Below are 14,475 nucleotides of genomic sequence, written 5' to 3'. Positions count from 1 at the left end.
GGCGTCAGCGCCGGGTGGCCCGCACCAGCACCAGCCGCTCCGGGAACAGCGCCGGGGCATGCACGCCGGCGACCTCGAGGGTGCGCCCGGTCAGCTCGGCGCCATCGGCCCACCACGGCAGCGGGGAAAGGGTGGGGCCGTGCACCTGATCGCCCGGCGGCAACGGGGCGATCCGGTACGTGGCGCCCGGCTCGAGGCCGGGCAGGCGTACCCGCCCGGGCGGCGACCACACCCCGGTGGCCACGCTGACCAGGGCGTACACGGCCTCCGAGCGGTCCTCGGCGACCACCCCGTGCACCCACAGCGACGAATCCGGGTGATCGCCGCGCACCACCGTGCCGCTGTGCAGCAGCCCGCGCAGCTGCTGGTAGAGCCGGATCCAGGCGGCCAGCCGGTCGCGGTCGGCCGCGCTCGCCGCGGTCAGGTCCCATTCGATGCCGAAGTGGCCGAACAGCGCGGTCCCGGCCCGGAAGTCGAGGGTGTGCGTGCGGCCGGTGGTGTGCGCGACGGTCGGCCCGACGTGCGCGCCGATCATCTCCGGTGGCAGCAGCATGCCGGTCCAGCGCTGGATGGCCTGGCGTTCCAGCGCGTCGTTGCAGTCACTGGTCCAGACCCGGTCGGTGCGTTCCAGGATGCCCAGGTCGACCCGGGAGCCGCCGGACGCGCAGGACTCGATCTCCACGCCGGGGTGCCGGTCGCGCAGTTCGTCCAGGAGCCGGTAGAGCTGCCGGGTCTGGCTGTGCACACCGGCCTCACCGCCGGGCGAGTGACCGGCCTCGATCAGGTCGCGGTTGTGGTCCCACTTCAGGTACGCGATGTCGTACTCGGACAGCAGCGCGTCCAGCCGGGTGAGCAGATATTCGTAGGCCGGCTCGTGCCCGAGGTCCAGAACCTGCTGGTGGCGGGCCTCCGGTGGGCGGCGACCGCCGGTCGCCATGATCCAGTCGGGGTGGGCGCGGGCCAGGTCCGAGTCCGGGTTGACCATCTCCGGCTCGACCCAGAGGCCGAACTGCATGCCGAGCCGGCGCACGTGGTCGACGAGCGGGTGCAGGCCCTTCGGCCAGACCGTGTCGTCGGTGTACCAGTCGCCGAGCCCGGCGTGGTCGTTGCGGCGGTGCCGGAACCAGCCGTCGTCGAGGACGAACCGCTCGACGCCGACCTGCGCGGCGGCGTCGGCCAGGGCGGTCAGCTTGGTCAGGTCGTGGTCGAAGTAGACGGCCTCCCACGTGTTGATGATGACCGGGCGCGGTGAGCGCGGGTGCTGTGGCCGCGCGCGCAGGTAGCGGTGGAACCGGGCGGACAATTCGTCGAGGCCGTGGCCGTAGGAGCCGTACAGCCACGGGGTCCGGTAGGTGCCGCCGGGCGGCAACCGGACCTCCCCGGCCAGCAGGAGTTCGCCGCCGCCGAGCAGCGACACTCCGGTGGGGGTGCGCTCGGCGAGCGTACGGTGATTGCCGCTCCATCCCACATGGACGCCCCACACCTCGTCGGCGCCGAAGCTGAAGCCGGGGGTTCCGGCAGCCAGGATGATGGTCGCGTCGGCGCCGGTGCGGCCGCGCCGGTTGTCGCGCAGCCGGGTGCCGACGCTGAACGGCTGCCGTTGCGGAATGCGTTCGCGCAGGTGGCGGCCGGTGAAGTCGAGCAGTTCGGTGGCCTCGGCCGGCACCGGCAGGGTGGGCAGCAGCCCGTCGAGCGTGAAGAGGGAGGCCGGATCGTCGTTGGTGAGCGTGGCCCGCTGCCGGATCAGCCCGGATTCCGTCATCTCCACGTCCAGCAGCAGGGAGAGCGCGGCCGCGCTGTCACGAGCGGTCACCGTCAGCCGCCGGGCCGCCGGCTCAGTCACGTCGAAGACGGTGAAGCACGTGGAGAACGCCGCGCCGTCGCGGTGCCCGGTCAGCCCGGGCGTGCCGAGCCAGCCCGCCGACTGTTCCGGCAGCAGGCTCACCGGCACGACCTCGTCGGTGGTGTTGGCGGCCGGCTGCGGGATCGCGGTGACCGCCAGGCCGGTCAGATCGCCGGCGGCGCCCAGATCGGCGCCCCAGTGCAGCACCCGGGGCAGCCGGGGCCCGGCGCAGTCCAGCACCAGGCTGACCCCGGCGGCCCGCCAGTGCAGCGGCTTCACTGGGCTACCTCGAACAGGGCGTTGAGCTGGTCGTTGAGCGTGGTGAGCGACGACACCGGCTCCTCGCCGAGGTAGACGGCGTCGAGCCGCGGGACCAGCAGCGCGGTGATGTCGGCGGCGTTGGTGGTCACCGGGAACAGGAACGTCGTCTTCTCGGTGACCTGATCGGTGAAGGGGGTGACGTCGAGGTTGCGTTCCTCCTTGTTGTAGGTGATCGCGCGGGCGGTGGCCTCCGGCCGGGCCGGGAACACCACCCCGGAGTCGGCGATCATGTTCTGGCACTCGGCGCCGGACATGAACTTGACCCACTTCGCGGCGTTGTCCGGCTGCTTCGACAGCGTGGTGATGGAGTCGGCGAGGCCGTTGAACATCGACGCGCGCTTGCCGGACGGCCCGATCGGGGTCGGCGCGACACCGATGTCGAGCTTGGCGCCGGACTCGTCGGTGAGCTTGCTGAACGTGGAGATCATCCAGGAGCCGCTGAGTCCCATGGCGGCGATCCCGGACTGAATCTGTTTGTCCGTGCCGATCGGGTTGCTGCCGCCGATCTCGGCGTAGCTCGGCATGTAGCCCTTCTCGGCCAGCCCGAAATACCAGTCGAGGGTGTCCTGGAAGGCCGGCTGGTCGAGGTTGAAGCGCGTACCCCAGGGGTTCTTGTCGGTCACCTGCCAGCCGGCGCTGCCGGTGAAGGCCGACCACTGGGTCTGTCCCCAGCCACCGCCGCCAGCGCCTTCGGAGGAGAGGCCGTGCATCGTGACCTTGTTCTTGTCGAAGCCGGGTTCGTCGCCGCGCACGCCGTTGGCGTCGACCGTCAGATGCGCGACGAGCTTCTCGAAGGTGCCGCCGTCGGACGGGTTCCAGGTGAGGTTCCGCAGGTCGGCCTCGTCGATACCGGCCTGCTTGATCGCCGCCCGGTCGTAGAACATCGCGACGGTGTCCCAGTCCTTCGGTACGCCGTACCGTTTGCCGTCCTGGCCCTTCCAGAGTTCGGCCAGGCCCTCCTGGTAGTCGGTGTCCTTGATATCGCTGGTCGGGCCCAGGTCGTCGAGCGGGCGCAGCACCTTGAGGTCGACGTACTGCGCGAACTTGGCCAAATGGTCGGTGAAGACGTCCGGCGCGGTGTCGGCGATGAAACCGGCGGTGAGCTTGGACCAGTACGTGTCCCAGCCGTTCTGGGTGATCCGCACGCTCAGGCCGGGATTCTGCTGCTGGAACGCGTCGGCGCACTTCTGGTAGCCGGGTTGCTGGCCGGAGTCCCACAGCCAGTACTCGATGACGCCGATGGTGCCGGTGCCGGTGTTGCCGCAGGCGGCGGTGAGCAGTCCCAGGGTGAGCGCGGCCGCGCCGGCCCGGATTCGCTTGATCACGGCGTCCTCCTCACTTGATGCCGCTGAAGCCGATGGAGTTGACGATGCGCTTGGCGAAGACCATGAACAGCACCAGCATCGGCAGGGCCGCGACCAGGGTGGCGGCCATCAGCCCGGACCAGTCCGGCCCGGTCTGCGGGGTCTGCGACTTGAACACCCCGAGGGCGACGGTGAGCACCCGCGACTTGTCGGTATAGCTGACCATCAGCGCCCAGAAGTACTCGTTCCAGGTGGAGATGTAGGTCAGGATCCCCAGCGTCGCGATCGGCGCGGTGGACATCGGCAGGATCACCCGGAAGAACACCCGGACCTTGGAGGCGCCGTCGATCAGCGCCGCCTCCTCGACCTCCTTGGCGATGCCGAGGAAGAACTGCCGCAGGAAGAACACAGCGAACGGCGTCATCAGCATGCTCGGCAGCGCGATGCCGAGCAGCGTGTCCACCAGGCCCAATTGCTTGATCAGTACGAAGTTGGGCAGCAGCGTGAAGATGGCCGGGATCATCAGGCCGCCGAGGAAGAACGCGAACCACTTCTCGCGGTGGCGCCATTCCAGCCGGGCGAAGGCGTACGCGGCCATCGCGGAGAAGAACACCTGCCCGGCGGTGACCAGGGTCGCCACCACCACCGAGTTGAACAGGTAGCGCCAGAAGTCGATCGGTTGCCCGGCGCCGCCGGCGTCGATCGCCTCCTGGCCGGTCTGCAGGCCGAAGACACGCTGGAAGCCACCCAGCGACGGTTGCACCGGCAGCAGGCTGTCGCTGCCCGCGTAAAGGGCGTTGTTGCTGGACAGGGCGGTACGCAGCATCCAGTAGAACGGGAACAGGCTGACCAGGATGACGAAGATCATGAACATCCAGGCGATCGCGCGGCCGACGCTGAACCTTCTGGGTTCCGGCGGTTCGACAGTGCGCGGGGGCGGTGTGGGTCCGACCGTGGTGGCCGGCGGGGCGGTGTCGATGGCCATTGCCAGTCCTCTCAGTTCAGGTCGGACGATTCGGCCCGGGTGACCCGGTACTGGACGAAGGTGATGATCACCAGGACCAGCAGCAGCGCGACCGACATCGCGGAGGCGTAGCCGAACTGGAAGCGGCCGAAGGCCACGTCGTAGATGTAGTACTGCAGCACCCGGGAGGAGTCGACCGGGCCGCCGCGCGTGGTGATGGCGACGGTGTCGAACACCTGGAACGACCCGACCACGGTGATGATCAGGACCAGGGCGAGGACCGGGCGCAGCAGCGGCACGGTGATGCTGCGGAACATCCGGGGCTCGCTGGCGCCGTCCATGCGGCCGGCCTCGTACATCGTCTCGGGGATGGTCTGCAGCCCGGCGAAGATCAGCAGGGCGGTGTAGCCGACGTGCCGCCAGACGTTGATCAGGGCGATGGTCGGGATGACCCATGCCTCCGACGACAGGAACGCGATGCGTTCCATGCCGATCGCGGCGATGATCTGGTTCCCGATGCCGAGCTGATAGTCCAGGATCCAGAGGAAGACCATCGCGGCGACGACATTGGAGACCAGGTACGGCGTGAGCACGATCCCGCGCAGCCAGGTGCGCCGGGTGAGCCGCTGCATCATCACCGCGATGACCAGCGCGAACGCGGTCTGGATGACGATGTTGACGAACACGTAGTAGACGGTCACCTTCATCGCGTTCCAGAACACCGGGTCCTGGACCATGCGTACGTAGTTGTCGAGGCCGTTGAACTCGGGCGGGGTCAGCAGGTTGAACTTCGTGAAGCTCAGGTAGATGCCGCGCAACGTCGGCCAGACCATGAAGACCAGGAAGCCGATCAGGGCGGGGGCGATGAAGGCGATCGCCAGCCGGGTGTCGTCGCGGGGACGTAACCGTACGGAAGTGCTCGTAGCCATCGTGTCTCCTTGCGGTCGGGACACGGATACTTACAACCAGAATGAAAATAATCCGGCGTCGATGCCGTGACAACGGTCACTTCGTAGACTGAACAGATGGTGCCTCAGCGGACGCTCACCGCGGGACAGTTCGCCGTCACCCGGCACCTGCTCGTCCACGGCCCGGCCACCCGCCAGGACCTCGGCGACCGGCTGAATCTCTCGTACGCGTCGATGTCCCGGCTCGCCCGGTCGCTGGTCGACCGGGGCATGGCGTCGGAGGCGCTCGAACCGGAGACCGCGATCGGCCGGCCACGGCAGGTGCTCACGGCCGTCCCCGAGGCGCGGCACGTGGTCGGGTGCAAACTCACGGCCGACACCGCGTACGGGGTGGTCTGCGACATGTTCGGCAACGTGAAGGCCACCGCGCGGGCGGCGCTGCCGGGACCGGGGGCGGACGGAGGCGTACCGGTGGACGGCGCCGTCAAGGTGATCGCGCAGCTGACCGGCCGGCTCGCCCGGCGGGTGCCGGCGGTCGACGGCATCGGCGTCGCCCTCGGTGGCGTCGTCGCCGACCGGGTCACCGTCCGGGAGGGCACCTTCCTCGGCTGGCGCGACGTCGACCTGGCCGGCCCGATCACCCAGCGCACCGGGCTGCCGGTCATCGTGACGAACGACGTCACCGCCCTGGCCCGCGAACAGCTCTGGTTCGGCGCCGGCCGCAGCCACGCCACGTTCGGCCTCATCACCGTCGGCGCCGGCCTGGGCTTCGGCGTCGTCCGTGATGGCGTGGTCGTCGAGGCGCTGATCGACAACGGCCACCTGCTCGCCCACGCCCCGATCGACCCGCGCGGGCCGCGATGCGGGCTCGGGCACGCCGGCTGCGTCGCCGCCTACCTCAACCGCGAGGACGTGTCCGCCGCGGCACACCATCCGGTCACCTTCGGCGAACTGGCCCGGCTCGGCGACCCCGCGTCCACCCGGCAGCTCGACGGCGCCGCGCACGCCCTCGGCCACCTCGTCGCGACCTTCGCCGGCGCCCTGCAGACCACCTGCGTCGTGCTCGCCGGCGAGGACGTCGCAGCGCTCACGGCGTCCCCGGCGATGCACGAGGCCATCGCCGACCGGCTGCGGCCCGGCCCCGCCGAGGTGCAGCGATGCGAGCTGGACATCATCACCACGCCGCTCACCTTCACCGACTGGGCCCGCGGCGCCGCAGTCGCCGGCATCCAGAACGTCCTCGGCGGCGCCTAACCGGCCGGGAAGCGCAGGACGCGGTCGTCGCCGTCGCGGACGTCGCCGCGGCCGTCGGTGTTCGAGGTGGTCACCCACAGCGCGCCGTCCGGGGCGACCTCGACGGTCCGCAGCCGGCCGTACTCGCCGTTCAGCTGAGCGGACGGCTCCCCCACCTGGTCGCCGTTCAGCGGCACCGTCCACAGCCGCTCCCCGCGCAGCGCCGCCACGTACGCCGTCCGTCCCGCGATCGCCATGCCGGACGGCGAGGCCTCCCGCGTCGACCACGTGACCAGCGGATTCGTGAAACGGTCGCCGTCGGTGTCGCCCTCACCCTCGACCTCGGGCCACCCGTAGTTGCGGCCGGCCCGGATCAGGTTGACCTCATCCAGTTCGTTCTGGCCGAACTCGGTGGCGAACAGCCGGCCGTCGGCGTCCCAGGCCAGGCCCTGCACGTTGCGGTGGCCGAGGCTGAAGACCGGCGAGGAGGCGGTCGGGTTGCCGGGGGCGGGGTCGCCGTCCGGGGTGAGCCGCAGTATCTTGCCGTTGGGGCTGTCCGGGTCCTGCGAGCTGGAGGTGTCGCCGGCGTCGCCGGTGCCGGCGTAGAGCAGGCCGTCGGGGCCGAAAGCGATCCGGCCGCCGTTGTGGAAGCCGGCCTTCGCGATGCCGTCGAAGATGACCTCGGGTTCGCCGCCGTCAAGGTTGAACCGGACTATGCGGTTGTCGGTGGCGGCGGTGAAGTAGGCGTACACCAGGTTGTCGGTAGCGAATTGCGGCGAGGCCGCGATGCCCAGCAGGCCGCCCTCGCCGGCCGCGCTGACCCCGGGGATCTCGGCGACCTGCTGCGGGTCGGCGCCGGGTTTCAGGCGCAGGATGCGGCCGGAGTCGCGCTCGGCGATCAGCGCGTCGCCGCCGGGCAGGAAGGTCAGGCCCCACGGTACGTCGATGCCGCGCGCCACCTCCTCCACGGCGCCGCGGCCGGGCAGCGTGGTCGCGGCCGTCTGCGGCGCGCCGGAGGCCTCATCGTCGTTGCCGCATCCGGCGGCGCCTGTTGTCAGCAGGACCGCTACCACCGCATTCGTCCACAGTCTGTTACGCACCTCTGCACCCCATCACAGCGCGCCGAAAATCGATGTAAAGATCGTCACGTGCCGTCGGGGATCGTGAGGTCGAAGCGGCTCACCCGCCCGGTCATGTCACCGACCAGAACGCCGGTGCCGTCCGGCAGCGGCGCGACGTAGGCAGCCGACCGGTCCAGAAACAGGCGGCAGAGCACGGTGCGCTTCTCCGGGTCCAGGATCTGAATCGACCGATCCCGGCTGGTGCTCCAGACCCGGCCGTCGTCATCGCTCGCCAGGCAGTAGACGTTCGAGGTATGCGCGCTGATCCGGCCCGTCATCCGGCCGGAAGCTATCCGGTAGACGAACAGGATTCCGTCCGGGTCGCCGGACTGGTGACCGTTCGAGATCAGCAGTTCGTCACCCGTGATGGTCATCGCTGTTGGCGCCGCGAGTCCGAAGCCGTCATGTCCCCGTCGCATGTACTGGCTCTTGCCCGTGCGCAGGTTCTGCAGCCGCTGGCGGCCCCGGTCCTCCCCCACTGCGATCCAGCCGCCGGGTCCGGCGGTCAAGGCATGAACCGGGGGGAAGCCGAGAAGTACGGTGGTCGCTTCGCCGCTGTCCAGATTGACACTCGCCGCGTGCTCGTCGCCGGCCACGACGACCCTTTCCTTGGCCGCGATCACCAGATTACGGATCTTGCCGCGCCCGAGTTCGAAGGTCTTCTCGGCCGTGGCGCTGGAACGCCGGAAGACCCGGACCGTGCCGTCGCGACCGGCGGTGACGAGCCGGCCCTTGCTCTCGCCGACGCCGGTGACCTCTCCGTCGTGCCCGCCGAACTCGCCGTCGAGCACACCGGTCTCGAGGTTCCGAAGGCGGGCGTAGCCGTCCTCGTACCCGGCGAACGCTCCACCGTTCACCACCGCGAGGCTGCTGACCATGCCGGTTTGCCGGGCCGCCGTCCCGGGCCGGATCGCCCCCAGGTTCCAGATGTGCACGACGTCCTGGGACTCCGCGGCCGCGATCAGCCCGCCTCCCAGGTCGGCGAGACTCTGCACCAGGCCCTCGTGTTTGAGTGGGGTGCTGACCTGCTTGCCGGTCCGCGGGTCCCAGAGCCGCACCGTGGTGTCATCCGACGCCGAAATCACCAGCGGGTCCTCCCGGCTGAGACCGCCGTCCATGAGAAGGAGGGCGTGGATCGCGGAATCGTGGGCCGGCCAACGTCGTTCGATCCGGCCGCCCGCGGCGAGGACGGCGATCGTGCCGTCCTCGGTGGCCGCAACGAGCGAACCGTCGCGAGCGGCGAGAGCAGTCACCGGAGCCCCGAGGTCACTCCTGGCCTCACTGTGCGACCAACAGTGGAGCTCACCGTCCTCGTCGGCGCTGTACACCCGGCCGTGGGAGTCGGCGGCGAGAGCGCGGATGACAGCGTGGTGACCCTGGTAGGCCTTGACCGGTTCCTGGTCGGCCCTCTCCTGATCCCATTCGAGAACGTCGTCGCCGACCACACCGAACAGCCGGCTCCCGCTGGTCACCAGAGCGGTGACGCCGAGGCCCTCGGCCCAGTGGTCGATCCGGCCGGCATCCGGGTCGACCACGGCGAATGCGCCCTCGCGATGGTTCCTCGGCGTCATCCCGACGGCGATCCGGCCATCGGCGAGAACCGCCAGAGCCTTCGGAACGTACCTGTTCCAGGTGTCTTCGGGCGGCCGCATGGGGATGACTTTGAGGGTCGCGCCGTCCCGGGGGCTCCAGATCCGCACCGTCTCGTCGTAGGAGGCGGTGGCGACACGCCCGCCGGGCAGTGTCACCACGGCCGCGACTCCCCACTGGTGACCGACCAGGCGGCGGACCAGGCCCGGGCTTTCCGGATGGGAGTCCCAGCGGCGTGACAGGTACCAGGCGTTGCGTTCGGTCAGCCGCTCGCGTGCGGACGCGGCGAGGCCGGCCGCGTCCGCCTGAAGCGCGGCGTCGAGGACCTGGCGGGCGAAGAGTTCCGGCTCGTCGGCGTGCGCCCATCGGCGCAGGTGGGTGGCGGCACGGTCGACGGCGGCCAGCTGCGGGGCCAGGGAGGTGTCCTGGCCGGCGGCCGCGGTCAGGTCGGCGACCACAGTGTCCACACCGGTGAGCGCCGCTTTGCGTTCGAGCAGGCCGACGTCGTCGACGGCGAGGCGCAACCGGTGACGGAGGGCCGCTCGCTGCGTGGCGAGGGACTCCTCGGTGATCGCCCGGGTCAGGTGGGTGTGCAGGTGTTCCACGGCGTACCGGTTCGCGGGCTCGTCCGGTGCGGCCCGGTACTCCTCGGTCAGGAACTCGGCGAGCCGGCGATGTGGGCGCTGCACCGTGATGGCCAGGTCCTCGTCCTCGACCAGGAACTCGCGGAACGACGGGTGATAGAAGGTCACCGGCGCCTGCGGTCCGGCCGACCGCAGGAACGGGCCGCAGGCGTCGAGCGTCTGCTGGACCGCCGCGGGCGACAGGCCGGTGGCGCCGCACAGATGTGCCGCGTCCAGGCCGCTGCCGCGGGCGACGGCGAGGGTGGACAGGACCGGCCAGTGCTGGCGGGTCCAGGTGGCGTCGCGCGGCTGCGGGCGTAGTTCGCGGCTCAGGAACCTGCGGTACAGGCCGCGGAGCCCGTCCGGCAGCGAGGTGGCCTCGGAGACCGGGTCGAAGACTTCGACGGCGTGGTAGGCGTACAGGAAATTGCCGCGACTCGCCTCGACCAGGTCCGCGGTCAGGCGCTCGCGCCGCTCCTCGTCCAGGCCGGAATGCCGGCGGCCGATCTCGGCGCCGACGAACTCGGCGACGTCACCCCGGTCGACGTCGGTGCTCAGGTCAACCTGGAGACCGCGCAGCCGGCCGGTCACGCGCTGATCACCGTGCCGCGTGGTCAGCAGGAACTGCAGCTTCTCGCCCGGCGCGGCGGCCGTGTCCAGCGCGTGCTGGAGCAGTTCGACCAGGTGCCGGTGCTCGTCGAAGGTCAGCGACTCGTCCAGGGCGTCGACGACGACGCGGACCGGATCAGCGTTGCCGCGCTGCCGGAGACGCTCCAAGGGCCGGCGCACCGCCCGGTCGTAGGCCACCCGGGCCGAGCGTTCCGCCAGCACCAGCTGCTGGATCGCGACGTTGGTGACGGTCGCGCCGTCGGCCGAGCCGACCTGCTGGCTGGCGTTGATCTGCACGTCGGGGTTCTGGTCGAGCAGGTCCTCGAGGAAGCCGGGGAAGCGCCGGCTCAGCGCGGTGGACAGGTTCTCGACGAAGCGGAACGGGTTCAGCGACGGGTCGTCGGTGGCGCGGCAGAAGTGCAGGTAGGTGAAGGTCTGCGACTCGAATCCGGCGCCGCCGGACCGGTTGATCTCGCCGAGCCGCCGCATCAGCGTGGTCTTGCCCGAACCGGGCGCTCCGGTCACGATCAACGGCTGGTGGTCACCGTCGGCGACCCAGCGCCGGATCAGGGCCAGCGTCTCGCGCCGGCCGACAAAGCGTCCGTCGGTCACGCGGCCTCACCGCCTCGGTCGGTCCGGGTCGGTCAACGTCATCTTTGCGCGGCCTCGACTTCGCGGGCTGACGGCGGCTATTCGTCCTCGTCCTCTTCGTTCTCGTCGTCCTCGTCCTCGTCCGACTCCTCGGCCTTCTTCGGCTTGACCTTCTTCGCCTTCTTGGGCTCGGGCTCGGCCTTCTTCGCAGCCGGCTTCTTCGGGGCCGCCTTGGCGGGCTCGGCGGCGGGCGGCCGGGTGGTCGCGGCCGCGACGGACAGGGCCGCCTGGCAGATGGTTCCGTTGACCTCGAACCGGTTGGGCAGCGTGCTGGCCGCCCGATAGGTGCCGCTGATCGTCGCGGTGCGGCTGCGCCCGGCGGCGAGGTCGCCGATCTGGGCGGAGATCTGCGGGCCGTTCTGCCGCCAGGTGCCCGGTGTCCCGGCACGGAGGCGCTGCTGCTCCCCCGGCAGGGTGAAGGTGAGCCGGGCCGCCGGGATCGGCACCGTGCCGGTGTTGGCGATGCTGACCTTCGTGGTGAAGCGGCCGTTCGCGGAACCGGCCACGGAGTAGCCGACGGAGCACTCGGCGGTCCGCTTCTCCGGGACTGCCGCGGCGGCCGGGGCGCCGGCCTGCGCGGCAGGGCCGTCCGGACCGCCGCCGGGCAGGGTCGCGGCGGCGAGTGTGCCGGCCAGCAGCACGGCCGCGGTACCGGCGGCGACCGCAATCCGGCCGCGGCGCGGCAACGCCCGCCAGCGCTTCGCCGCGATGACGAAAGGGCTGTTCAAGGCCGGTGCAGCGGCAATGACAGGTGCCGTGGCTGCGGCACCTGCCGTGGTCGCGGCAGAGGCAGGTGCCGCCGCGGTGGCGTTTGTCGTGGTCGCGGCGACGAGTGCCGTCGGTTCCGCGATGTCGGCCGTGGCTTCTTCCGCAGGCTCGCCGGGCAGGCCCAGGTTGGCCGGGCTCAGACCGGCGACCGTGGCGAGGGCCACCGCGACCTCGGCGGCGCCCGGCCGCCGATCCGGGTCCTTCTCCAGGCACTGCCGGCACAGCGCGGCCACCTCGTCCGGCAGCCCGGCGATCGGGGGCAGCGGAGACGGCTCCTGGTAGCGGTGGGCGGCGAGCATCTCGGTGGTCGTCGACGCCTGCCAGGGCAACCGGCCGGCCAGTGTGCGGTAGAGCAGCAGGCCCAGGGCGTACACATCGGTGGCCGGGCGCACGACGCCGTTCTCCAGGCGTTCCGGCGCCAGGTACGCCGGGGTGCCCAGAACCTGGCCGGCGGCCCGGTCGTCGTCGCCGGACGACGCGGAGATACCGAAGTCGACCAGTTTCACGCGGGAGCCGCCGACCACCACGTTGCCCGGCTTCACGTCCCGGTGCACCACGCCCTGCTGGTGCGCGGCGGCGAGCGCGGCAGCCACCTGCGCGCCGATCACGGATGCCAGCCGCCACGGCAGCGCACCGCCGGTGAGCAGCTGTGACAGGGACCGGCCTTCGACGACCTCCATCACCACATAGGGAAGGGGCGCCTCGCCGTAGTCGTACACATCCACGATGTTGGGGTGACGCAGCCGGGCGACCGCCCGGGCCTCGTCGCGGATGCGGGCCAGCAGCATCGCGTCGCGGGCCAGGTCCGGGGCGAGGACCTTGAGTGCCACGTCGCGGCCGAGGACCTCGTCGTGGGCACGCCAGACCACGGCCATGCCGCCGGCGCCGAGCCGGTCACGCAGCCGGAACCGCCCGTCCATCAGGTCGCCGGTGTTCATCACCGCCACCGATGCCCGCTGATCCGGGCAGGGAAACGCCGCGCAGTGGTTCAAGTCTCGGCTTCCCACCGGCGGGCGCCGCGGACCGCGGGAACCGCGTAGGGTTTCCCGGCCCGCAGAACCTCAGGAGGAATCGACCGATGACCGTCTACGGCCGCGAGCCGCGGCGCCTGCACCCCGGCGTGCTCGCCCTCGCCGTCAGCGCAGCGATCATCGTGGTCGTGGCCGTCGCGTACTGGGTTCTGCGTCCATCGGCGGACACCCCGGAGCCGATCACCCCGGCCGCCGCGGCACCGGTGGCGGCGGCGGTCTCCCCCAGCCCGGAGTTGCCTTCCCTGCGCACCGGAAAGTGGCAGCTGGCCCTGGCCGGCGACCCGCAGACCGTGCTGACCGCGGACGGCGAGTTCGCCGCGATGTCCGGCGACGACCCGATGACACTGGCCGTCGTGGCCGGTCTGGCCGACGAGTCGTGCTTCACCTTCCGCAACCCGGACGGCGACTACCTGCGCCACTTCGACTACCGGCTGCGTTTCGACGGCAAGGACGACTCGGAGCTGTTCCGCAAGGACGCCACCTTCTGCATCGAGCAGGAGACCACCGCGGGTTTCCGCTTGAGCTCGAAGAACTACCCGGCCCACGTCCTGCACCGGCGCGACGGTGAGCTCTACATCGACAAGCCGGACGGCTCGGGCGAGTTCACCACGGACAGCACGTTCGTCATCCAGAAGCCGGCTGGGTAGCCGCCGCGGCCCACGACGCGAGCAGGGTCAGCGCGTGCGCGGTCGGTGACTGCGGCTCAGCGGAGTAGATGGTTAGCGTGAGGTCGGTCTCGGCGCGCAGATCCATGCTCTCGTAGGCCAGCGTCAGCTCACCGACGATGTGGTGACGGAACTGTTTGACGCCGGTGCCGTGGATGCGCACGTTGTGCGCGCCCCAGCGGCGGCGGAACTCGTCGCTGCGGGTGGACAGTTCACCGACCAGGTCGTGCAGGCCCTTGCCGTGCGGATCCTTGCCGGCGGCGGTGCGCAGGTTCGCCACCAGCATGTCGGCCGCCAGATTCCAGTCGGGGTAGAACCGGCGGGCCGCGCTGTCCAGGAAGATGAACCGCCCGAAGTCCGGCGGGCTGACCGGGTCGGCGAGCAGGTCGCTGTGCATGGCCCGGCCGAGATGGTTGACGCCGAGCAGGTCCTGCCGGTTGTTGACCAGGATCGCCGGTACGGTGATCGCGTCGAGCGACCACTGCAGGCTGGGCCGGACGGTCCACTGCTTCGGCCGGCGGCGCGGCCGCAGCACGGCGTTGCTGCCGTCGGCCTCGTGGGCCAGGCGCAGCAGGTGGGCCCGTTCCGCCTCGTCGAGCTGCAGCGCCCGGGAGATGGCTTCCAGCACACCCGCGGAGACGCCGGCGAGAGCGCCGCGCTCCAGCTTCGCGTAGTACTCGACGCTCATCCCGGCCAGCGCCGCCACCTCGCTGCGGCGCAGCCCCGGCACCCGCCGCTGCCCACCGGCCGGAATCCCGGCCCGCTCAGGCGTCACCTTGGCACGGCGGGAGGTGAGAAAGTCCCGCACCTCAGCTCGGTTGTCCACCCCACCGACGGTACGACC

The 14,475-nt window shown here is 70.9% G+C and carries 10 protein-coding genes; 2 read left to right on the top strand and 8 right to left on the bottom strand.

Translation table 11 applies throughout. The annotated features are described in order from the left end of the window. Positions 1-4 precede the first annotated feature (4 nt). The 4 genes from OHA21_RS10635 to OHA21_RS10620 are packed head-to-tail and all read right to left on the bottom strand — an operon-like array spanning position 5 to position 5,361. Positions 5-2,122, bottom strand: a complete 2,118-nt coding sequence (locus OHA21_RS10635; protein WP_328472716.1) for an alpha-galactosidase — start codon at positions 2,120-2,122, stop codon at positions 5-7. Beyond that, complete coding sequence (locus tag OHA21_RS10630) at positions 2,119-3,489, bottom strand: ABC transporter substrate-binding protein (RefSeq protein ID WP_328472714.1); 1,371 nt, start codon at positions 3,487-3,489, stop codon at positions 2,119-2,121. The genes OHA21_RS10635 and OHA21_RS10630 overlap by 4 nt, the downstream gene beginning before the upstream one ends. Before the next feature lie 10 nt (positions 3,490-3,499). After that, on the bottom strand, positions 3,500-4,453 hold the full coding sequence (locus OHA21_RS10625; protein WP_328472712.1) for a carbohydrate ABC transporter permease: 954 nt from the start codon (positions 4,451-4,453) through the stop codon (positions 3,500-3,502). Positions 4,454-4,464: 11 nt separating this feature from the next. Next, positions 4,465-5,361: a carbohydrate ABC transporter permease gene (locus tag OHA21_RS10620; RefSeq protein WP_328472710.1), complete on the bottom strand. Its 897-nt coding sequence runs from the start codon at positions 5,359-5,361 to the stop codon at positions 4,465-4,467. A 96-nt stretch (positions 5,362-5,457) separates the two neighbouring features. Here OHA21_RS10620 and OHA21_RS10615 point away from each other — a divergent pair, with 96 nt between their 5' ends. After that, positions 5,458-6,594, top strand: coding sequence for an ROK family transcriptional regulator (locus OHA21_RS10615; RefSeq protein WP_328472708.1), 1,137 nt, complete (start codon positions 5,458-5,460; stop codon positions 6,592-6,594). Here the strand turns inward: OHA21_RS10615 and OHA21_RS10610 are convergent. From OHA21_RS10610 to OHA21_RS10600, 3 genes are all read right to left on the bottom strand, one after another. Further along, positions 6,591-7,673: a PQQ-dependent sugar dehydrogenase gene (locus OHA21_RS10610; RefSeq protein ID WP_328472706.1), complete on the bottom strand. Its 1,083-nt coding sequence runs from the start codon at positions 7,671-7,673 to the stop codon at positions 6,591-6,593. The two genes, OHA21_RS10615 and OHA21_RS10610, sit on opposite strands and share 4 nt — an antisense overlap. A 44-nt stretch (positions 7,674-7,717) precedes the next feature. Next, on the bottom strand, positions 7,718-11,128 hold the full coding sequence (locus OHA21_RS10605) for an NACHT and WD repeat domain-containing protein (protein ID WP_328472704.1): 3,411 nt from the start codon (positions 11,126-11,128) through the stop codon (positions 7,718-7,720). Between the two features lie 77 nt (positions 11,129-11,205). Then, a complete protein-coding gene (locus OHA21_RS10600) occupies positions 11,206-12,873 on the bottom strand; it encodes a serine/threonine-protein kinase (protein ID WP_328472702.1) in 1,668 nt (555 codons plus the stop codon). A 140-nt stretch (positions 12,874-13,013) separates the two neighbouring features. Here OHA21_RS10600 and OHA21_RS10595 point away from each other — a divergent pair, with 140 nt between their 5' ends. Next, positions 13,014-13,613, top strand: a complete 600-nt coding sequence (locus tag OHA21_RS10595; protein ID WP_328472700.1) for an AbfB domain-containing protein — start codon at positions 13,014-13,016, stop codon at positions 13,611-13,613. Here OHA21_RS10595 and OHA21_RS10590 read toward each other — a convergent pair. Then, positions 13,591-14,457: a helix-turn-helix transcriptional regulator gene (locus OHA21_RS10590; RefSeq protein WP_328472698.1), complete on the bottom strand. Its 867-nt coding sequence runs from the start codon at positions 14,455-14,457 to the stop codon at positions 13,591-13,593. The genes OHA21_RS10595 and OHA21_RS10590 overlap by 23 nt on opposite strands. Between the last annotated feature and the right edge of the window lie 18 nt (positions 14,458-14,475).

The sequence above is a fragment of the Actinoplanes sp. NBC_00393 genome, assembly GCF_036053395.1.
In the GTDB taxonomy this organism is placed as follows: Bacteria; Actinomycetota; Actinomycetes; order Mycobacteriales; family Micromonosporaceae; genus Actinoplanes.
The sequence above is the reverse complement of the archived record's forward strand: the minus strand, read 5'-3'. Positions and strand labels throughout refer to the sequence as shown.